Here is an 18567-nt window from a genome sequence, read left to right as displayed (position 1 = left end):
CGTCGCGTAAAAGCGCGCCCTCCCGAGGTTTCTTGATCCTCGCCTAGACCAGAAGAGGTGAATTTTACGTTAGGACAGCCTTGCCTCCCGCGGAGACGGACATCTCGATGGCTGCAGGATGCCCGAGAAACGCCGCCGGAGAGGCACTCGCGCCATACGCACCCGCCAGAAAGACCGCAATCACATCCCCCTCTCCGGCCACCGGAAGCGCCACATCGTCGGCCAGTCTGTCCAGAGGGGTACAGAGGCAACCGACGACGCTCGCCTCTTCTTCCGGGTTAGCCCCGAAGCGGGTGGCGACGGCCACCGGATAATTGCGGCGGACGACCGTTCCGAAATTCCCCGATGCGGCAAGCTGGTGGTGCATCCCTCCGTCCGTCACGAGGAATATCTTGCCGTGGCTCTCCTTCCGATCGACGACACGGGTGAGATAGACCCCCGCTTCGGCCACCAGCCAGCGCCCCAGTTCGATCGCATGGCGATGGGCCTCGCCGCCGATCTGCCCGGCAAGCGCATCCCCGATCCGTTCGACATCGAGAGCCGCATCGCCCGCGAAATAGGGAACGCCGAAGCCTCCACCGAGGTTGACCAGCGGCGCCTCCACGCCGCTTTCCTCGGCGATACGGCGCGCGAGAGCGACCGTGTTCGCCTGTGTCTCGATGATCGCCGCCGCGTCGAGCGACTGCGAGCCCGCGAAGATGTGCAATCCGCGATAGTTCGCCCCCGCCTCGACGATACGGCGCACCAGCGGCACGACGCGCTGCTGATCCACGCCGAAGGGCTTGGCCCCGCCCCCCATCCGCATTCCAGAGCCGCGCAGGTCGAACTCGGGGTTCACCCGGATCGCGAGATGCGGCTGGATGTCCAATGCAGCGGCCACATCGAGCGCGCGCTCGACTTCCCGTTCGGATTCCAGATGAAGCGTCGCGCCCACACGGATCGCCGCCTCCAGTTCACGCGTGCGCTTGCCCGGCCCCGCAAAGCTGATGTGGCAGGCGGACATGCCCGCGCCGATCGCCCGCTCCAGTTCGCCTTCGGACGCGACGTCGAACCCGTCGACGATCCCCGCCATCATCGCCACCAGCGGGGCGAAGGGATTGGCCTTGATCGCGTAATGGATCTCCAGGCCATCCGGCATGGCCGTGCGCAGACGCGCGACGCGCCCTGCCACCATGTCATGATCGTAGACGAAGAGCGGCGTATCACCGGCCCGCTCGATCAGGCTCTCGACGTCGTGCCCCGCGATCAGGAGCCGGCCATGGGCGTCGCCTCCGTAACCGGGTGGGATGGGACCGGACGGCTTCATGCGCCATGCTCCTCGCGGACGCGCACGCGGTCCAGCTTGCCATTGGGATTGTAGGGAAGAGTGTCGACCCAGACGACTTCGCGCGGTTGCTGGAAATTGGGCAGCTCAGCCTTGAAATAGGCGAGCAGCCGCGCCTCCGCATTCTCGCCGCCGGCTCTGCGTACGATGAGGCGGATCGCCTGCCCCATCCGCTCGTCCGGCATGCCCAGCGCCACCGCTTCGGCCACAGCCCCGCTCGCCAGCGCCGCTTCCTCGATCTCTGTGGGGCTGATGCGATTGCCGGAGACCTTAATCATCTCGTCGTCCCGCCCGACGAACCGCAGCAACCCGTCCGCGTCCCGTACCACCGCATCCCCCGACCAGACGGCGATGCCCCCCAGCCGCGACGCAGCGGGCGCCGGCCGAAAGCGCAGTGCCGTCCTCTCGGCATCTCGCCAATAGCCCTGCGCCACCAGCGGCCCGACGTGGACGAGTTCACCGGGTTCCTCATCGGCGGCGATGTTGCCATCCTGCTTCACGACCAGAATTTCCGCGAAGGGAATGCCGCGACCAATGGAATCCGGGTGCCGATCCACCAGTGCCGGATCGAGATAGGTCGACCGGAAGGCCTCCGTCAGCCCGTACATCAGATAGAGGTCCGCCTGCGGGAAGATCGCGCGGAGATGACGCACGACGGGCGCCGGCATCCGCCCTCCCGTCGCCGACAGCCTCCTCAGCCGGGCGGCGGTCTCGGCCGGCCAGTTCGCCTCGGCGAGCTGTATCCAGAGCGGCGGCACGCCCGCCAGCGTAGTGACGTCATGCCGCCCCACCGCGCGCACGACGTCCGCGGCCACCAGATAATCGAGCGGCACGACCGATCCACCCGCCGCCCATGTCGACAGCAACTGGTTCAACCCCGCATCGAAGCTCAGCGGCAGCACGGCCAGCGTCCGATCATCGGGCGCAAGGCGGAGATAATGCGCGACCGAAATCGCCCCGAGCCACAGATTGGCGTGGCTCAGCATCACGCCCTTCGGCTTGCCCGTGGAGCCGGAGGTATAGAGCAGCACCGCCAGTTCGTCGGCCGACCCCTCCGAAGGCGGCAACGGCGTGTCCGAGGAAGACTCCAGATCGGCCTCATGCAACACCGCACAGCCGATCGGCACATCCCCCTCCTCAAGCAAGGCCGCGCGGGCAGGTTGGGTCACGAACAATCGCGCGCCGCTGTCCGTCAGGATATGTGCCACCTGCGCGCGCCGGAGCAGCGGATTGACCGGAACATGCACCAGCCCTGCCCGCGTGCAGGCCAGGGCCATCAGACAGGCCAGCCGCGTCTTGGGGAGCCAGCTCGCGACACGGTCGCCGCGCTCCGCCTGCCGCGCCAACGCGGCGGCCAGCCCGCCGACGGCGACCTCCAACCCTGCGAAATCGAGCGTTCCCGCCTTGTCGATGAGCGCGATATCCTGCGGAGCGCCTCTCAGCGTCAGCCGGTCCAGCCGCTCCGCATGAGGCTCCAACCCGTCCCATTCCGTCATCGCTTGCAAATCAGACCCCTTGCACGCCAATGCTTGGCGCTTGGGGGATAGCGCGATGACGGCGTTGGTGGAATGGTTCGACGATCTGGACGCGGTCGCCGCCGACGCGGCGGGCGCACTCGATCGCTCCGCTCAGCCTTGTCTGTTCGACCGGCTCGACTGGTTTCGCCTGACCCGAACGCACGTCCTGCCCGATGCCCGGCTCGCGATCGCCCGTGTGCGGAGAGGCGATGCCAGCGCGTGGCTCTTCCTGATCGATGCCGGCTCCCGCATCGCCGCACCGCTGGCAAGCTGGTATAGCCTGTGCTTCGGCCCGATCTTTTCGGGGGCCAGTGATGACGCGCTCCTCGGGAACCTCTATCAGGCGGCAGGCCGCCGGTTCGACCGGGTGGCGCTTCATCCCCTGAGGTTCGCCGAACAGGCCCCGCTCCGCGCCGCCGCCTTCCGTCCCTTTGCGAGCCGCGTCTTCACCAACTGGATCATCAACATCCCCGACGAAGGCTTCGAAGGCTATTGGTCAGCCCGCCCCGCGAAGCTGCGCAACACGATCGCGCGACGGGCTCGCAGTCATCCCGTCCGCATCTCGATCCATCGCCGCTTCGAGCCCTCGGCCTGGGCCGATTACGAAGATGTCTATCGCGCGAGCTGGAAACCGGCCGAAGGCTCCCCGGCATTCCTCCACGCCCTCGCCGAACAGGAGGGCGCCGCCGGCACCCTGCGACTCGGCATCGCTCACGACGCCGAGGGTCGTGCCGTCGCATCGCAATTCTGGCTGGTCGAAAACGGCATCGCCACGATCCACAAGCTCGCCCATCGCGAGAATGCGCGCGCCGGCTCGCCGGGGTCGCTGCTCAGTCACGCCATGTTCCGCGCCGCGATCGAGGAGGATCGGGTACGCCGCATCGATTTCGGCCTCGGCGACGAGCCTTATAAGGCGGACTGGATGGACACGCCGCGTCCCGTCTATCGCGTCGACGCCTATCGCCTCGCGAGCCTGCGCGGGATGGCGGGGTTCGGCCGCGAAGTCGCAAGCCGTCTTGCCCGGCGCCGCGCGCTCGATTAGGCGACGCGTCCACGGAGACGATGCGATGGACCGGACGGCTGACACGACAGATGACCTGCTGCGCGCGATCCTGCGCGACGTGCTGGGTCTCGATCCGGCCCGCGCGGCGGCGATTGACGCCGACACGCCGCTGTTCGGCGCGATGCCGGAACTCGATTCCATGGCCGTCGCGGGCCTGTTGACGGAGATCGAGGATCGCCTCCACGTCCTGATCGAGGATGACGAGGTGGACGGCGCCATGCTGGAAACGTTCGGCAGCCTCTCGGATTTTATCCGGGCCAAGCGCGGCGCATGAGCGGGGACGCCCCACGCGTCCTGACATACGATCTCTCGGGCTCGCCTGAATTCGTCCTCCATCATGGGCCAAACGGCGGCCCGCAGCTTCTTGTTCTGCAACCTCTTTTCGAAGAGATGAACCGGTGCCGCGCGCTCGTCTCGGCGCTGTGCCGAGGGCTCGCCCGGCGAGGTTTCGGCTGCTGGCTCCCCGATCTGCCCGGCTGCGGCGAAAGTCCACGCGCGATCGAGGATGTGCGCTGGAACGACTGGTCAGCTTCCGTCGAGGCCGTCGAAAAACGCATCCGCGCGGAAACCGCTCATGCTCCGGCCATCGTCTCGATCCGAGGCGGAAGCCTGCTGGATGGGCAGCACCCGTGCCCCCGCTGGCGCCTTTCACCGACCTCGGGCCGTTCGCTGCTCAGCGACCTGCGGCGCAGCGCGCTCATGAGCGGGAGCGATCCCTCCACGCCGTCCGGCTATCGCCTGAGCGCAGGGCTCGTCGAGGGGCTCCAGCAAGCGGACGTTTCCGTCGCCCCCAACATCAGGACGCTTCGCCTCGCCTCGGACGACCGCCCTGCGGATCGGCATATCGAGGGAAGCCCGCTTTGGCGCCGCCCTGAACCCACCTCGGACGACATTCTGGCGCAATGTCTGATCGATGATATCGCTTTGTGGGCAACATCTTGAGAAGCATTCTCTCCATCCCATGCGAGAAGAATATGCTGCTCGCGACGATAGATGGGCCTGCGGACGCACGCATCGGCTGGCTGTTCGTCGTCGGCGGAAGCCAGACGCGGGTGGGGCCGCATCGCCTCTACGAGCGGCTGGCGCATCGGCTGGCCGAAGCCGGCCATGCCGTGCTTCGTTTCGACCGGCGGGGGATCGGGGATAGCGGCGGTCAGGATCAGGGCTATCTCGGCAGCGCCCTCGATATCGACGCAGCGGCACGAGCATTGAGAGAGAATTTTCCAAAGGTAAACGAATGCCTTGCCTTTGGTCTTTGCGATGGTGCTTCAGCCATCGCATTGCATTGTGGCGGTCTCGGGCTGAGTGGTGCGGTTCTCGCCAACCCATGGGTGGTTGAGCCGCAAGGCGATCTTCCTCCGGCCGCCGCGATCAGGGGGCATTATCGGCGACGCATCCTCGATCCGCGTGCCTGGCTGCGCTTGCTGAGCGGTGGCGTGAACTTTCGCAAACTGGCGCGCGGTATCGCCAACAGCGGCAAGCGCGCCGACGACCAGCTCGTCCGCCGCTTTGCCGCGGGCTTGCCGCTCCACTCCCGGATCGTGCTCGCCGAAGGGGACGGCACCGCGCAGGCCTTCGCATCCGCCTGGAAGAATTTGGCGGCCGGGGAGCGCCCGGCCGCCAGCATCGTGCGCATCCCCACCGCCTCACACAGCTTCGCCGATCCGGCGGCGTTCGAGGCGCTGGCGGATGCCTTGCTCGGAGCGGTTATTCCGCCGCGATAGCCTCGGCCTCGAAGTCCGCCTCGGCAAGGAAGCGTTCCGCATCGAGCGCCGCCATGCAGCCCGTGCCCGCCGCCGTGATCGCCTGGCGATAGATCTTGTCCATCACGTCGCCGCACGCGAACACGCCCGGAACCGAAGTCCGCGTCGTGCCGGGCTCGACCTTGATGTAGTGATCCTCGTCGAGTTCGACATGGCCCTGGAACAGCTCGGTCGCCGGATGATGGCCGATCGCCACGAAACCACCGTCGACATCGAGATGACTGACTTCGCCCGTCCGCGTATCGCGCAGTTCGAGGCCGGTCAGGCCCTGATGCCCCTCGCCGCCCACGAACTCGGCCACTTCCGTGTTCCACAGCACCTTGATGCCGTGATGCTTGAAGAGGCGCTCCTGAAGAATCTTCTCGGCGCGCAGCGAATCGCGGCGGTGGATCAGCGTCACGTCATGGCTGTGGTTGGTGAGGTAAAGCGCCTCCTCGACCGCGGTGTTGCCGCCGCCGATCACCGCCACCTTCTTACCGCGGAAGAAGAAGCCGTCGCAGGTCGCGCAGGCCGAGACGCCCTGCCCGCGCAGCTTCTGCTCACTGTCGAGGCCCAGCCACTTCGCCTGCGCGCCCGTCGCGATCACCAGCGTGTCGCCGAGATAGACATGGCCGCCATCGCCCACGAGACGGAAGGGACGCTGGGAGAGATCGACCTCGACGATCGTATCCCACATCATCCGGGCGCCGACATGCTCAGCCTGCGCCTGCATCTCCTCCATCAGCCACGGGCCTTGGATGACCTCGCGGAAGCCGGGATAATTCTCGACATCGGTGGTGGTGGTGAGCTGGCCGCCCGGCTGGATGCCCTGCACCACGATCGGCGCAAGGCCCGCGCGGGCGCCGTAGATCGCGGCAGACAGGCCGGCCGGGCCGGACCCCAGGATGAGCATACGAGTGGAATGGGTAGCAGTCATGGAAGGATGCTTTCAGGATATCATCTTGATGCACCAGATAGGATGTGCCCTCCCCCCTGCGCAACTGCCTCGCGAAAGGCGGGACGCATAGATTTTCCTGACGCGATGGTAGCGCGAAAGGGGCAAGAGGCACCTCGCCGGCTTAAGGCAATTCCCGCACCCAAATGTTGCGGAAGCTGATCGGAGCGCTCTTGTCGCCATGCGCCTGGAGCTTGATCGGCTCCCGGCCGTGCGGCGCATAATGCGGCTGGCCGATGTAGAGCGTCGGCCCCTTCAGCACCGTATGATCCTGCACCAGCACGCCATTCATCAGCGCCGTGACCGTTGCCGGCCGCGTCACCGTCCCGTCCGCGCCGAAGATCGGCGCGTTCCAGACGACGTCGTAGCTCTGCCATTCGCCCGGCTTGCGGGCCGGATTGGCGAGCGGGGCGGTCTGCTTGTAGACGGCACCGACCTGACCGTTGACGTAGGTCTCGTTGTGGTAGCTGTCCATAATCTGGAGTTCGTAGCCCGCGTCGCCGTCACCGGTGGAAGCGAGGAACAGCCCGCTATTGCCGCGCGCCTGCCCTTCGCCGGTGATGTCGGCGGGGATGCGCCATTCGAGATGGAGTTGGTAGCTGCCGAAGCTGCGGCGCGTCTGGATGTTGCCGCTGCTCTTGTCGACCGTGATGATGCCGTCATGGACCTTCCAGCGCGCGGGCGAGCCGTCATGCACCGTGGCCCATTGCGACAGATCCTTCCCGTCGAACAGCACGATCGCGTCCGACGGCGGCGGAGCGGGCGTGTAGGCGCCCGGCGTCACGACCGGCACCTTGGGCGACCAGACCTCCGTGTCCTCGGGCTTCGGCCCGGCGGGATTCTGAGCCGCGAGTAGCGCGGTAGCGAGAGCAAGGATCATCACAATGTCCATCCTGCGCGATAATCACGCCGAAGAAAGCGGTTGGCGTCCGGCACGTTGGTGATCTGGCCAGCCGTGCCGTCATACCGGATCGGCTGGCCGGCGCGCAGCGCCACCATGCCGAGCAGCATCGTCTCGTTGAGCAAAGTCGCGTCGGCGAAGGGCGACGAGGCCTTGGTTTCGCCCCGAATGGCGGCGATCCAGTTCATCTCATGCCCGTCGCGGCCACCGGCGATGCGCGGCAGGGTCTGCGGGATGGCGGCCGCGCGCTCGGCAGTGCCCTCCCCGATCAGCATCGGCTTCTCGCCATAGGTTTCATGCATCAGCATTCCCTTGTCGCCTATGAACAGCACGCCGCCGCCGGGGTTCATCGAGACGCCGGCCGGCAGATCGGGCGGGGTCGGCGGCATCAGCCCACCGTCGTACCAGGTGAGCTTGAGCGGCCCGCCCGGCGCGTTACCGAACTCGAAATGGGTGATGGCGGCGAGCGGATAGCTGCCGAGTTCGGCGGGCGGCTTGTCGTCCCACAGATTGTCGTCGCCACCCCAGGCGGAATGGCGCGTCTCGACCCGTGTCGGCAAGCCGGGCGAGAGTGCCCAGATCGGAAAGTCGAGAAGATGCGCGCCCATGTCGCCCAGCGCCCCGGTGCCGAACGGGGTCCAGCCGCGCCAGTTGAAATGGGCGTAAGCGGGATTGTAGCCCCAGCCGACCGTCGCAGGCCCCATCCAGATATCCCAATCGAGACTGGCGGGCGCCGGCACCGCGGCCGGCCGGGCAATGCCCTGCGGCCAGACGGGCCGGTTGGTCCACGCCTGAACCTCGCGGACATTGCCGATGACGCCACCGCGGATCAGTTCGATCACGCGCCGTCCATCATCGCCGGAATGCCCCTGATTGCCCATCTGCGTCACGAGCCTGGGATTGTTCCGGGCGATTCCCGCCAGCATCCGGCTCTCGGCGATCGTATAGGTCAGCGGCTTCTGAACATAGACATGGAGCCCGCGCTCCATCGCCATCTTCGCCGCGACCGCGTGGTGGTGATCGGGCGTCGCGATCAGCACGGCGTCGAGTTCGCGATGGGCGTCGAACATCCGGCGATAGTCGGCATGGCGCGCTGCCCTGTCATAGGCGGCGCGCAACGCCACGCGATCGGGAATGGCCACGCCCTGCTTGTCGACGAAGGACTTCGCGACATGATCGAAATCGACGTCCGTCACTGCGACGATATTCTGGCTGGTGAGGCGCGACATGTTGCTGGCGCCCATGCCACCCGCGCCGATCACCGCCAGATTGACCCGATCGCTGGGCTTCCAGCGGCGGCGGCGCGCCGCCTCCGCGATGCCGGGGACTGCCAGCGCGGCTGTCGCTCCCCCCAGCCATGCGCGCCGGGTGAGGCCCTTGTCCCGAGCCTCCCCCATCAGATCGTGCCCGCCTTCACCTGCCCGACCGCATGATCTGCCGCGCGGGCGGTCATCGCCATGAAGGTCAGCGACGGGTTGACGCAGGACGTCGATGCCATCTGAGCGCCGTCGGTGACGAAGAGGTTGGCCGCATCGTGCGCCTGGCTCCAGCCGTTCAGCACCGATGCGCGCGGGTCCAGGCCCATGCGCGCACCGCCCATCTCGTGGATGGCGTCGCCGGGCACATGCTCCTTCTGCTCGCTCTGCACGTTGGTGAGGCCCGCCGCGCGCAGCATCGCCTCGCCCTGCGTCCGGGCGTCATCCATCATGCGCAGTTCATTGTCGCGGAACTTCACGTCGAAGCGCATCAGCGGCACCCCGAAGCGATCCACCTTGTCCGGGTGGAGCGAAACGCGATTATCCTCATAAGGCAAGCATTCGCCGAACGCCCCCATTCCGAAGCGCCAGCCTGCATAGCGCCGCATCCCGTGCTTCATCGAGGCGCCGAAGCCCTCCGGCGGCGCGGGATTGCGATAGGCGCCTCCCTGATAGCCATAGCCGCGATGGAAGCCGAGCCCCTCATCGCGGCCGACATTGCGGAAGCGCGGGATATAGACCCCGCCCGGCCGCCGCCCATATTCGATGAACTCGGTCATGCCGGGGATGTCGCCGCTGATATTGACGCGGAAGATATGGTCCATGACGTAGCGACCGAGCGTGCCGCTGCTATCGAAATGGCTGCGCCCGGTCTTGTCGCGCGAGTTCATCAGGATCTGCGTCGAAGCCATCGCGGACGCGCAGAGGAAGACCAGCCGCGCCGGGATCACCTCCGCCTGTCCCGTCTTGGCGTCGATCACGCGAACACCGGTCACGCGGCGGCGCCTGGCGTCATATTCGAGGTTGGTCACCACCGCGTCGGAGCGCAGCGTCAGCCGCCCGGTCGCGCGCGCGGCAGGCAGGGTCACGGCCTGCGTCGAGAAATAGGCGCCGAAGGAGCAACCCCTGCTGCACTGGTTGCGAAACTGGCATCTGGATCGCCCAGCCCCCTGATCGGGCTTGTCCTCGGTGATGTTGCTGAGCCGCGTGTGGATCAGCTTGCGATCGGGATACGCATTTTCGAGCCGGCCCTTCACCCATTTTTCGGCGATGTTCATCGACATCGGCGGCATGAATTCGCTGTCGGGCAACTGGGGCAGGCCCTCGCGCGATCCCGACACGCCGATATATTTCTCGACATAGCTGTACCAGGGCGCGACGTCCTCATAGCCGATCGGCCAGGCACCGCCGACGCCCTCGCGCTTGTTCGCCTCGAAGTCCGCCGGGCTCCAGCGGAAGGACCAGCGCCCCCAGATCAGCGATTTGCCGCCTACCGCGCCCGGACGAATCCAGTAGAACTTCTCGCCATCGTCATAGGCGTAAGGGTTCAGCCGGTCGTTGTTGTAGAACATCCGGTTGCCCGGCTTCAGATCGCCATGCGTCGCAATGAAATAGTCGCTGTCGATCAGCGGCTCCGGCATCATGGCGCGTGCGGGCACCTCGAAGGCTGGCTTCCCGTCATAGGGATAATCCTCGCCATGCTCGACCATCCGCCCGCGATCGAGCATCAGCACACGCAGGCCTTTTTCGGTCAACTCCTTGGCCGCGAAGCCGCCGGAGACGCCGGAGCCGATGACGATCGCGTCGAAGCGGTCGGTGGCTGCCATATATCCTCCTAGCGGCCGAGCAGTCGGCTCAGATTGTTGAAGCTCGTGGTGACATCGGGGATGTAGGGTGCCGGGCACTCGTCATTCTCGACGAAGAAGTGCTTCACGCCCGCGATGCTGTTCAGGCGGAAGATATCGGCGAAGTCGATCGTGCCGGAGCCCACGCTGGTCATCGAGCCGTCCGGCTTCATATCCTTGACGTGATAGGCATGGACGCGCCCGGCGAGCCTGCGGATCAGCGCCTTCGGATCCTGCTTGGCCTTCACCGCCCAGTAGAGATCGATCTCGAACTTCACGAGCGCCGGATCGGTATCGTGGATCAGCCGCTCATAGAGATTGCTGCCCGCCACCTCAGTGGTGAACTCGAAATCATGATTGTGATAGGCGAAGGTGAAGCCTTCCGAATGGAGCTGCGGTGCGATGCGGTTCATCGTCGCCACCACCTCGCGCCAGCCTTCCTCGGTGCGCAGGCGCTGATCGATGAACGGCATCACCACCGTGTCCGCGCCCAGCGTGCGCGCCATCTTCACCGACTGGTCGAAATGGTTGGCGAGCAGATCATAGGGGATATGCGCAGACGGCGCCTTGAGGCCGAGCCGGTCGGTCGTGCGGCGCAGCATGGCGTGATCCATGGCGTCATAGCCGCCGCCACCATATTCGATCTCCTGGTAGCCGATGCGGGCCACCTGGGTCAGCGTCTTCACCGGATCCGCCTGGAACAGCGTGCGCAGCGTGTAGAGCTGGAGGCCAACCGGCTTCCCGCCCTTGGCGGCCGCCTTGGCGAAGGCCGGAGCGGCGGCGAGCGCGGCAGTCGCCGCGAGGAAGGTACGACGATCCATCATGAGGAGAACACCTTGTTGACCTTGGAGTAGGGATAGGCGCCGTCATAGCTGCCCGGCACAGGGAGATATTCGCGCTCCTTCGTCATGCCGATCTCGGACGTGTAATAGCCCGCGATCACCAACTGCCGGAACGCATGGAAGAAGGCCGCGCCACCCGTCATGCGGTCCTCCATGGCGAGGGTGAGCAGCCTGTCCTGCTGCTCCGCCGTTGCGGATGCGGCGGGCACGCCGAAATCGGCGCGACTATGCGCGTCGATCTGATCGAGGCCGACGAGGATCGGCACGCGATCCGCCGGATAGGACCAGTCGGCGAGCAGTTTCTCGATGAACGCCGGCACTCCGGCGGCGATGGCGCCGGGCGTGTCGGTTGTCGGCAAAACCCGCTCGGAGAGCGCCGTCATCAGCGTGCGCTGGGCATCGGTGAAAACGGCGATGCTCGGCGCGCCGGTATTGATCGGGGGAATAGCCGCACCGATGCCCGCACCTCCTCCGTCCGCGATGCCTGCCGCGCGGGCGAGCGGCGCGAACAACGTCGCGCCGAACATCGCGACGATGCTGGCCACCGCGTCTCTGCGGTCGATCATAGTCCCTCCTCATTGTCGGTGCGATCGGAGCGGGGCCCAGATCGGGTCCGCCTCGACAGCATCAAATGCGTCCCTCCGCGGCGGCCGGCCCGGCGCGACGATCGGCCAGCCAGATGCCGCCGAAGACCAGCAACAGGATCGCCGGGAAAGCGACCAATCGTGCGAAGGACACCGATGCCGCCGCATCCTCCACGGCCCGCAGCGCGGCGCCGGTCAGATGCTCATAGGCGATCGCTCCACCCGCCAGTTCCACCTTGGCCTGATCGAACATCGCACCGAGGCGCGGCAGCACGAAGAAGCTCGCGAGCGCGCCTGCCGAGCCGACCAGCCCCATCGCCCATGCCCCACCGCGTGGATAGCGCTCGGCCACCGAGGCCAGCATGGTCGGCCACATCGCGCAGACGCCAAGGCCCCATACCGTCGAGGCGAGGATCGCCGCCGCCGGCGACTGCGCCCGCGACAGCATGAACAGGCCGATCCCGGCGAGCAGGCTGGATATCCACAACAGCCCCGGATTGGAGAAGCGCGCCGCCAGCCGCCCGGCGAAGTGCCGGAACACGAACATCAGCGCGCTCACATAGACGAGCAGCAGGATGCCGCGCATTCCGACGCGGTTGGAGAGCGCCACGTCGATCCACTGCCCCGGCGCCAGCTCCGACGACGCCGTCAGGAACATCGCGCCGAACCAGATGAAGAAGCTCGGCCGGCGGAACACCTCGGCGATCGTATCGCGAAATGTCGGGCCGGTGCCGCCGACGGTGCTCGCCGTCGGGAAGCGGGTGGTCGCGGCGATCCCGATCACGCCCGCCGCCGGCAACAGCACCAGCGCCATGATGATCTGCCAATGCACCACGTCCGCCAGCGCGAAGCCCAGCAGCCCGCCGACGATCAGCCCACCCGGATACCAGGCATGAAGCACGTTCAACCGGTGCGTCGTATCCTCGGGGTAGAGCCGTGCGGTCAGCGGGTTGATCGTCGCCTCTGCAAGGCCCCAGCCGATGCCGCTCACCAGCATCCCGGCCCAGACGAGATGATAGATGCCCATGCCGGTCGCGATATGCCCCGCGCCGACGATCAGCAGCGTGCCCACCACGAAGCAGGAGCCGCAGCCGAGCAGCATCCGTCGCATCCCGATCTGATCGAGCACCGCGCTGGTCACGAACACGGTGATGGCAAAGCCCAGAAAGGCCGACCCGAGCGCCGAACCGATCATCTCGCCCGCCCGCACAGGCGCGACGGGATCGATCCACTGCGCTTTCAGCCCGCCGGCGATCGCGGCGCGGATCGACGCACTCGAAGCGGCGGTAAACAACGCCAGCACGCCCAGCCAGAACAACCGCCCCCGGTTGACCGTCCCTTCGTCCACCCTGTGCCCTCCCCTTTGGCGCTTCGCTTATCGTGTCAGTCCCAGGAGCTTCCGGTTTGTCTGCGCATCGCTGTCGCCGCCCGCGAAATCGTCGAAGGCGCGCTCGGCGCGGCGGATCATGTGCGCGGCGATGAAAGGGGCGCCTTCACGGGCGCCGTCCTCGGGGTGCTTGAGGCAGCATTCCCATTCGAGCACTGCCCAGCCGTCATAGCCATATTGCGTCAGCTTCGAGAATATCGCCCCGAAGTCGACCTGTCCGTCCCCCAGCGAGCGGAAGCGGCCCGGCCGGTCGACCCAGTTCTGGAACCCGCCATAGACGCCTGAGCGCCCGGTCGGATTGAACTCCGCATCCTTGACGTGGAACATGCGGATGCGATCGCGATAGATGTCGATGAACTCGAGATAATCCATCGCCTGCAACACGAAGTGACTGGGATCGTAGAGGATGTTCGCCCGGGGATGCCCGTCGACCGCGTCGAGGAAACGCTCGAAGGTGATGCCGTCGTGCAAGTCCTCACCGGGATGCAATTCGAAGCAGACATCGACACCCTGCTCCTCGAAATGATCGAGGATCGGCCGCCAGCGGCGCCCGAGTTCCGCGAAGGCCTCCTCCACCAGCCCCGCCGGCCGCTGCGGCCATGGATAGAGGAACGGCCATGCGAGCGCGCCCGGAAAAGCCGCCTGCGCCTTCAGGCCAAGCCGCCGGCTGGCGATCGCGCCCAGCTTCACCTGCTCCACCGCCCAGCGCTGCCGCTCATCCGGCTTTCCGTGCAGTTCGGATGGTGCGAAAGCATCGAAAGCGGTGTCATAGGCGGGATGCACCGCCACGAGCTGGCCCTGGAGGTGGGTCGATAATTCGGTGATCTCGACGCCCGCATCTCGGCAGGTGCCGGTCAGCTCATCGCAATAATCCTGGCTTTCGGCGGCACGCGCGAGATCGATGCAACGCGCATCCCAGGTGGGAATCTGTACGCCGCGATAGCCTGCGTCGGCCATCCATTTCGCGGCACCGGTGAGCGTGTCGAATGGCGCGGCATCGCCCATGAACTGGGCGAGGAAGACACCCGGCCCCTTCATCGCCCCGCCCGTCATTTCGCCGTCTGGGCCTTCAGATAGGCAATCAGCGCCGCGCGGCGGGCGGGATCGTCCACCCGCATCACCATGCGCGTACCGGGCACGAGCTTCGATGGAGCGGAGAGGAAAGTGTCGAGGCTCTTCTCATCCCAGCGAAGGCCCGAAGCCTTCAACGCAGCACTGTAATTATAGCCGGGAGCGCCCCCCGCCTGCCGGCCGAACAGGCCGTGGAGATTGGGTCCGATTCCATTGCGCTCGCCGGCCCCCAGCGTGTGGCAGGATCGGCAGGCCGCAAAGGCCTGCGCACCAGCGGGCTGCGCGCTGTCCTGCGCGGGCAGGCGCGCGGACGTCGCTGCCGCCGCCATCGCAAGCGCAACCGGTATCAGACGAAGCTTAACCTTCATGAGGCACCTCTCCCGGCGGTTTTTCGTCCGCTCTGTCGCTACTTACCTAAATCATATTTTCTTATGTTGGCTAGGCAATTTTGTATCATATCGTCGCGTTCCATAAATTGAGAGGAAAAGCCGGGATGAGCAAGGCGGAACGAAAGGTGCGCTACGGCATGGTCGGTGGAGGCGAAGGGGCCTTCATCGGCGCCGTTCATCGCATGGCCGCCGCGCTCGACGGCGAGACGATGCTGGTCTGCGGAGCGTTCAGCACCGATGGCGACCGCAACCGCCGGACCGGCGAGGCACTCGGCCTCGCGCCGGCCCGTGTCTACGCCGATATCGAATCACTTCTGGCGGGCGAACGCACGCTCCCCGAAACCCAGCGGATGCAGGCGCTCGCGATCGTCACGCCCAATCATCTTCACGCACCGATGGCGATCGCAGCACTTGATTCGGGTTTCGACGTTTTCTCGGAAAAGCCGATGGCCGCCACGCTTGCGGAGGCGAATGCCATCGCCGATGCCGTCCGCCGCAGTGGGCGCCGTTATGCTCTGGCTTTCACCTATGCCGGCTATCCCATGATCGAGGAGGCTCGCCAACGCGTCCTGCGCGGCGATTTCGGGATGATCCGGCGGGTCGAGGTGGAATATCTGCAAGGCTGGCTCAGCCGGCCGATCGATGCCGGCGGCAACAAGCAGGCCGAGTGGCGCACCGATCCGGCACGCGCCGGCCTCGGCGGTTGCCTGGGGGACATCGGTTCGCACGCCTTTCACCTCGCCGAACATGTCTCCGGCCTGAGCGTCGAAGCGATCAGCGCGGATCTGACGACCCACGTCCCCGGCCGCCAGCTTGATGATGATGTCGCGGTGCTGCTGCGCTTCAAAGATGGTGCGCGCGGCACGATCCGCGCCAGTCAGGTCGCAGCCGGCGAGGAGAATGGCTTGCGCCTGCGCATCCACGGCACGGAAGGTGGGCTCGACTGGGCACAGATGGAGCCCAACACGTTGACCCTCCGCTGGCTCGACCGCCCGGCCGAACTGGTCCGCGCCGGCGGCCCCGGCCTGGCGCCCGCCACGACAAGCCTGCTGCGCATTCCGGCCGGGCACCCCGAGGGCTATATCGAGGCGTTCGCCAACCTGTACCGCGCCTTCGGCCGCGCAGTGGGGAGCGGCGCGGACCTCGACGCTCCGGGTCTTTCAGACGGCCTGCGCACGATGCAGTTCATCGATGCGGCCGTGCGCAACTCCACCGGAACCGAGAAGTGGACGCCCCTATGTTGAGCGGCGTGCCCAATCCCGCCCGGTTCGCATGGCAGGCGCCACCGCCGATGTCGATCATCGTCAGCCGCATCTGATCCGCACAGGAAGCCCCGCCATGATGACAGCCAATCGCCGCCAGATCCTCGCCGGAACGGGGCTTGCCGCCCTCGGCACCGCGCTCCTCCCCTCCGGCGCGTGGGCGGCAGCGCCGCAACCCGGCAAGCCCGACCTGTTCGTCGGCACCGGCGGGCATGGCCACACCTTCCCCGGCTCCTCGCTGCCCTTCGGCATGGCGCAGCTCGGGCCGGATACCAACAATGCGGGATGGGACGCCTGCTCCGGCTATCATCAGGACGACGGCTCGATCATGGGCTTCTCGCACACCCACCTGTCGGGCACGGGCGTGGGCGACATGCTCGACGTTCTGGTCGTGCCGGCGCGCGGGCCGCTGAGGCTGGAGCCCGGCCCGGTCGAGCATCCCGAGCAGGGCTATCGCCAGCGCTACTCCGACGAACGGGCCGAGCCCGGCTATTACCGCGTCCTACTGGAGTCGGGCATGCTCGCCGAGCTGACTGTCACCGAGCGCACCGGCCTCCACCGCTACAGCTTCCCCAAGGGGCCTGGGTATATCCTGATCGACTTCGCCCATTGCCAACGGGAGAAGCCCGACGAGCCGATCCGCATCGACAATGCGATGCTGCGGCTGGAGAAGGACGGCACGCTCACCGGCACGCGACAGGTGTTCCGCTGGGCGGCGGGGCGGTACATCCACTTCGCGATGGAGCTTTCGCGCAAACCGAGCCGCGTCGAGTTCTTCGCCGACGGCGACACTGCCTCTCCCAAGGGCACGAGCGAAGTGAAGGGCCACCGCCTGAAGGTCGCGCTCTTCTTCGACGACGCGGGTGGTGCTCCGATCGAGATCAAGACCGGCCTCTCCGGCGTCGACATCGCGGGCGCAAAGGCCGCCCTCGCCGCGGAGGCTCCGGGCTGGGGCTTCGACAAGGCGCGTATGGCCGCCCGTCAGCGCTGGACGAAGGAGCTGAACCGCGTGCGCGTCTCGGGCGGCACCGAAGCGCAGCGCACCATCATGGCGAGCGCGCTCTACCATGCCTTTCTCTCGCCCACCCTCTTCACCGATCGCGACGGCCGCTACATGGGCCTCGACCATCAAGTGCATCAGGCGCCAGCGGGCGAAGCGGCCTATTCGACTTATTCGCTGTGGGACACCTATCGCGCGCTGCACCCGCTGCTGACGCTGGTGATGCCCGATCAGGCGGCCCTGTTCGTGCGCGATCTCATCCGTCAGACGCAGCAGAGCCCCTATGGCCCACCCGTCTGGCCGCTTCAGGGCTATGAGACGGCCTGCATGATCGGCTGGCACGCCGTCTCGGTGCTGGCCGAGGCACAAGCGAAGGGCATCGACGCGGATTATGCCGCCGCATGGCCCAATATCCGCCGCCGCGCCTTCGACCTCTCCTTCCCGGACATCGACAGCACGCTGGGTCGCGGCTTCTATCAGAAGCTCGGCTACATCCCGGCGGATCAGGTGTGGGAGTCGGTCAGCCGCACGCAGGAATATAGCTATGACGACTGGGCGATGTCGAAGCTCGCCGACGCCATCGGCCAGCATGAGGACGCGGCGGTGCTCCGCAAGCGCAGCCTCAACTATCGCAATGTGATCGATCCCAGCATCGGCTTCGCGCGGCCGCGCTTCTCGGACGGAAGCTGGTGGGCGCCCTATGACCCCATCCAGCTCGGCCATTCCCCCGAGAAATATCGCGATTATACAGAGGCCAATGGCTGGCAGGCGACCTTCCTCAACCAGCACGACATCTACGGCCTGATCGCGATGTTCGGCGGCGACGCGGCGTTCGAGAAGAAGCTCGACGCGCTGTTCACTGCACCCTCGACGCTGCCCAAGAATGCGCCGCCGGACATTTCGGGCCTCGTCGGGCAATATGCCCACGGCAACGAGCCGGACCAGCATGTCGCCTATCTCTACGCCTACGCCGGCGCGCCATGGAAGACGCAGGCGATGGTCCGTCGCCTGCTGACCGAGATGTACAAGGCCGCGCCTGACGGCGTGATAGGCAACGACGACTGCGGCCAGATGAGCGCCTGGTTCATCCTGTCGGCACTGGGCTTCTACCCGGTCGATCCGGTGAGCGCGCTTTATGTGTTCGGTTCACCGCTGTTCGACGACGCGGAGATGGATCTGGGCGGCGGCAAGACGCTGCGCATCCGCGCCAACAATAATGGCCCGGACAAGCCCTATGTCCAGTCGGTCCGCTGGAATGGTCAGCCCTGGACGCGTAACTGGATCGCCCATGCCGATCTGGCGAAGGGCGGTGAACTGGTGTTCGAGATGGGGGCGCAGCCATCGAAATTCGGCTCGGCCCCGCAGGACCGCCCTCCCTCCTACGGCCGCCTGCCCGGCTGACGCCCACTGCTTCCCAAAGCGGCGGACGC

The 18567-nt window shown here is 66.5% G+C and carries 17 protein-coding genes; 6 read left to right on the top strand and 11 right to left on the bottom strand.

Annotated features, from left to right (window positions below; genetic code table 11):
- Nucleotides 1-64: 64 nt before the first annotated feature.
- Together FHS98_RS03535 and FHS98_RS03530 are read right to left on the bottom strand one after the other, a co-directional pair.
- The gene (locus FHS98_RS03535) at nucleotides 65-1306 is read right to left on the bottom strand and encodes a pyridoxal-dependent decarboxylase, exosortase A system-associated (RefSeq protein WP_167099877.1); all 1242 of its coding nucleotides are present in this window, start codon (nucleotides 1304-1306) and stop codon (nucleotides 65-67) included.
- A complete protein-coding gene (locus FHS98_RS03530; protein WP_167099874.1) occupies nucleotides 1303-2820 on the bottom strand; it encodes an acyl-CoA ligase (AMP-forming), exosortase A system-associated in 1518 nt (505 codons plus the stop codon). Before FHS98_RS03530 ends, FHS98_RS03535 begins: the two co-directional genes overlap by 4 nt.
- Before the next feature lie 55 nt (nucleotides 2821-2875).
- Between FHS98_RS03530 and FHS98_RS03525 the strand changes: the two genes are divergently transcribed.
- Genes FHS98_RS03525 through FHS98_RS03510 form a run of 4 tightly spaced genes read left to right on the top strand, consistent with a single transcriptional unit; the run spans nucleotide 2876 to nucleotide 5628 of the window.
- Nucleotides 2876-3883, top strand: coding sequence for a GNAT family N-acetyltransferase (locus FHS98_RS03525; protein ID WP_167099871.1), 1008 nt, complete (start codon nucleotides 2876-2878; stop codon nucleotides 3881-3883).
- Between the two features lie 25 nt (nucleotides 3884-3908).
- Entirely contained in the window at nucleotides 3909-4178 is a 270-nt protein-coding gene (locus FHS98_RS03520) for an acyl carrier protein (RefSeq protein WP_167099868.1), read from the top strand.
- A complete protein-coding gene (locus tag FHS98_RS03515; protein ID WP_167099865.1) occupies nucleotides 4175-4846 on the top strand; it encodes an alpha/beta hydrolase family protein in 672 nt (223 codons plus the stop codon). The genes FHS98_RS03520 and FHS98_RS03515 overlap by 4 nt, the downstream gene beginning before the upstream one ends.
- Nucleotides 4831-5628: a hydrolase 1, exosortase A system-associated gene (locus FHS98_RS03510; protein ID WP_341786015.1), complete on the top strand. Its 798-nt coding sequence runs from the start codon at nucleotides 4831-4833 to the stop codon at nucleotides 5626-5628. The genes FHS98_RS03515 and FHS98_RS03510 overlap by 16 nt, the downstream gene beginning before the upstream one ends.
- On the opposite strand, the gene trxB is transcribed toward FHS98_RS03510, so the two are convergent.
- The 9 genes from trxB to FHS98_RS03465 form a co-directional block, all read right to left on the bottom strand.
- Nucleotides 5612-6583, bottom strand: a complete 972-nt coding sequence (gene trxB / locus FHS98_RS03505) for a thioredoxin-disulfide reductase (protein ID WP_167099857.1) — start codon at nucleotides 6581-6583, stop codon at nucleotides 5612-5614. The genes FHS98_RS03510 and trxB overlap by 17 nt on opposite strands.
- A gap of 142 nt (nucleotides 6584-6725) precedes the next feature.
- Nucleotides 6726-7481 carry a 3-keto-disaccharide hydrolase gene (locus FHS98_RS03500; RefSeq protein ID WP_167099854.1) on the bottom strand — a complete coding sequence of 252 codons (756 nt, stop codon included), beginning with the start codon at nucleotides 7479-7481 and terminating at the stop codon, nucleotides 6726-6728.
- Nucleotides 7481-8899 carry a Gfo/Idh/MocA family protein gene (locus FHS98_RS03495; RefSeq protein WP_167099851.1) on the bottom strand — a complete coding sequence of 473 codons (1419 nt, stop codon included), beginning with the start codon at nucleotides 8897-8899 and terminating at the stop codon, nucleotides 7481-7483. The genes FHS98_RS03500 and FHS98_RS03495 overlap by 1 nt, the downstream gene beginning before the upstream one ends.
- Complete coding sequence (locus FHS98_RS03490; RefSeq protein WP_167099848.1) at nucleotides 8899-10584, bottom strand: GMC oxidoreductase; 1686 nt, start codon at nucleotides 10582-10584, stop codon at nucleotides 8899-8901. Before FHS98_RS03490 ends, FHS98_RS03495 begins: the two co-directional genes overlap by 1 nt.
- An 8-nt stretch (nucleotides 10585-10592) precedes the next feature.
- A complete protein-coding gene (locus FHS98_RS03485) occupies nucleotides 10593-11426 on the bottom strand; it encodes a sugar phosphate isomerase/epimerase family protein (protein WP_167099828.1) in 834 nt (277 codons plus the stop codon).
- Nucleotides 11423-12010, bottom strand: coding sequence for a gluconate 2-dehydrogenase subunit 3 family protein (locus FHS98_RS03480; protein WP_167099825.1), 588 nt, complete (start codon nucleotides 12008-12010; stop codon nucleotides 11423-11425). Before FHS98_RS03480 ends, FHS98_RS03485 begins: the two co-directional genes overlap by 4 nt.
- Before the next feature lie 61 nt (nucleotides 12011-12071).
- Nucleotides 12072-13376, bottom strand: a complete 1305-nt coding sequence (locus FHS98_RS03475; RefSeq protein WP_167099822.1) for an MFS transporter — start codon at nucleotides 13374-13376, stop codon at nucleotides 12072-12074.
- Nucleotides 13377-13403: 27 nt separating this feature from the next.
- Nucleotides 13404-14468 (bottom strand): sugar phosphate isomerase/epimerase family protein, encoded by a 1065-nt coding sequence (locus tag FHS98_RS03470; RefSeq protein ID WP_167099819.1) that lies wholly within the window; start codon nucleotides 14466-14468, stop codon nucleotides 13404-13406.
- Complete coding sequence (locus FHS98_RS03465) at nucleotides 14465-14815, bottom strand: c-type cytochrome (protein WP_243847822.1); 351 nt, start codon at nucleotides 14813-14815, stop codon at nucleotides 14465-14467. The genes FHS98_RS03470 and FHS98_RS03465 overlap by 4 nt, the downstream gene beginning before the upstream one ends.
- A gap of 164 nt (nucleotides 14816-14979) precedes the next feature.
- Here FHS98_RS03465 and FHS98_RS03460 point away from each other — a divergent pair, with 164 nt between their 5' ends.
- Nucleotides 14980-16119, top strand: a complete 1140-nt coding sequence (locus tag FHS98_RS03460) for a Gfo/Idh/MocA family protein (protein ID WP_167099813.1) — start codon at nucleotides 14980-14982, stop codon at nucleotides 16117-16119.
- Between the two features lie 94 nt (nucleotides 16120-16213).
- On the top strand, nucleotides 16214-18538 hold the full coding sequence (locus FHS98_RS03455) for a GH92 family glycosyl hydrolase (protein WP_208401925.1): 2325 nt from the start codon (nucleotides 16214-16216) through the stop codon (nucleotides 18536-18538).
- Nucleotides 18539-18567 lie beyond the last annotated feature (29 nt).

The sequence above is a fragment of the Sphingomonas oligoaromativorans genome (assembly GCF_011762195.1).
In the GTDB taxonomy this organism is placed as follows: domain Bacteria; phylum Pseudomonadota; class Alphaproteobacteria; order Sphingomonadales; family Sphingomonadaceae; genus Solisphingomonas; species Solisphingomonas oligoaromativorans.
Note: the sequence above shows the minus strand (reverse complement) of the source record. Positions and strands in the feature narration are given on the sequence as shown.

Bases quoted from the DNA above. Each gene is read 5' to 3' on its own strand.
- FHS98_RS03535 (WP_167099877.1), bottom strand. From the start codon at position 1,306: ATGAAGCCGTCCGGTCCCATCCCACCCGGTTACGGAGGCGACGCCCAT.
- FHS98_RS03530 (WP_167099874.1), bottom strand. From the start codon at position 2,820: ATGACGGAATGGGACGGGTTGGAGCCTCATGCGGAGCGGCTGGACCGG.
- FHS98_RS03525 (WP_167099871.1), top strand. From the start codon at position 2,876: ATGACGGCGTTGGTGGAATGGTTCGACGATCTGGACGCGGTCGCCGCC.
- FHS98_RS03520 (WP_167099868.1), top strand. From the start codon at position 3,909: ATGGACCGGACGGCTGACACGACAGATGACCTGCTGCGCGCGATCCTG.
- FHS98_RS03515 (WP_167099865.1), top strand. From the start codon at position 4,175: ATGAGCGGGGACGCCCCACGCGTCCTGACATACGATCTCTCGGGCTCG.
- trxB (WP_167099857.1), bottom strand. From the start codon at position 6,583: ATGACTGCTACCCATTCCACTCGTATGCTCATCCTGGGGTCCGGCCCG.
- FHS98_RS03500 (WP_167099854.1), bottom strand. From the start codon at position 7,481: ATGATCCTTGCTCTCGCTACCGCGCTACTCGCGGCTCAGAATCCCGCC.
- FHS98_RS03495 (WP_167099851.1), bottom strand. From the start codon at position 8,899: ATGGGGGAGGCTCGGGACAAGGGCCTCACCCGGCGCGCATGGCTGGGG.
- FHS98_RS03490 (WP_167099848.1), bottom strand. From the start codon at position 10,584: ATGGCAGCCACCGACCGCTTCGACGCGATCGTCATCGGCTCCGGCGTC.
- FHS98_RS03485 (WP_167099828.1), bottom strand. From the start codon at position 11,426: ATGATGGATCGTCGTACCTTCCTCGCGGCGACTGCCGCGCTCGCCGCC.
- FHS98_RS03480 (WP_167099825.1), bottom strand. From the start codon at position 12,010: ATGATCGACCGCAGAGACGCGGTGGCCAGCATCGTCGCGATGTTCGGC.
- FHS98_RS03470 (WP_167099819.1), bottom strand. From the start codon at position 14,468: ATGACGGGCGGGGCGATGAAGGGGCCGGGTGTCTTCCTCGCCCAGTTC.
- FHS98_RS03465 (WP_243847822.1), bottom strand. From the start codon at position 14,815: ATGGCGGCGGCAGCGACGTCCGCGCGCCTGCCCGCGCAGGACAGCGCG.
- FHS98_RS03460 (WP_167099813.1), top strand. From the start codon at position 14,980: ATGAGCAAGGCGGAACGAAAGGTGCGCTACGGCATGGTCGGTGGAGGC.
- FHS98_RS03455 (WP_208401925.1), top strand. From the start codon at position 16,214: ATGATGACAGCCAATCGCCGCCAGATCCTCGCCGGAACGGGGCTTGCC.